Origin of the sequence: Bacillus sp. SIMBA_154 (genome assembly GCF_046536015.1) — a bacterium.
Taxonomy (GTDB): domain Bacteria; phylum Bacillota; class Bacilli; order Bacillales; family Bacillaceae; genus Bacillus; species Bacillus pumilus_P.
Window position 1 is genome coordinate 1 of sequence record NZ_JAWJBV010000626.1, and the last position, 239, is coordinate 239.

Consider the following 239-nt stretch of genomic DNA (forward strand, 5'->3'; position numbering starts at 1 on the left):
AAATGTGGATAAGCCTTTGGCTTGCTTTAAATTAACGTTACGTTTTCCGTTTAAAATTTCACTGATAACGCTTTGTGGAGCTACGTTCTTAAGGTCTTTCTGCTTTACCGACTTTGAGTCCATAAGCAAACGCAAACGCTCCGCCACAGAAACTTTAGGCATATCCATTTGCTTTTCAAACTCTTCAATGCGATCAGCTATAGAGTTAGCAAAGACTAAAACAAGGTCATTATCGTGCG

General features: G+C 39.3%; 1 protein-coding gene. It reads right to left on the reverse strand.

Going from position 1 to position 239, the window contains the following annotated elements; genetic code table 11:
- The coding region (locus R0K30_RS23385; protein ID WP_486304043.1) for a hypothetical protein at nt 1–239 on the reverse strand (239 nt) is incomplete at both ends.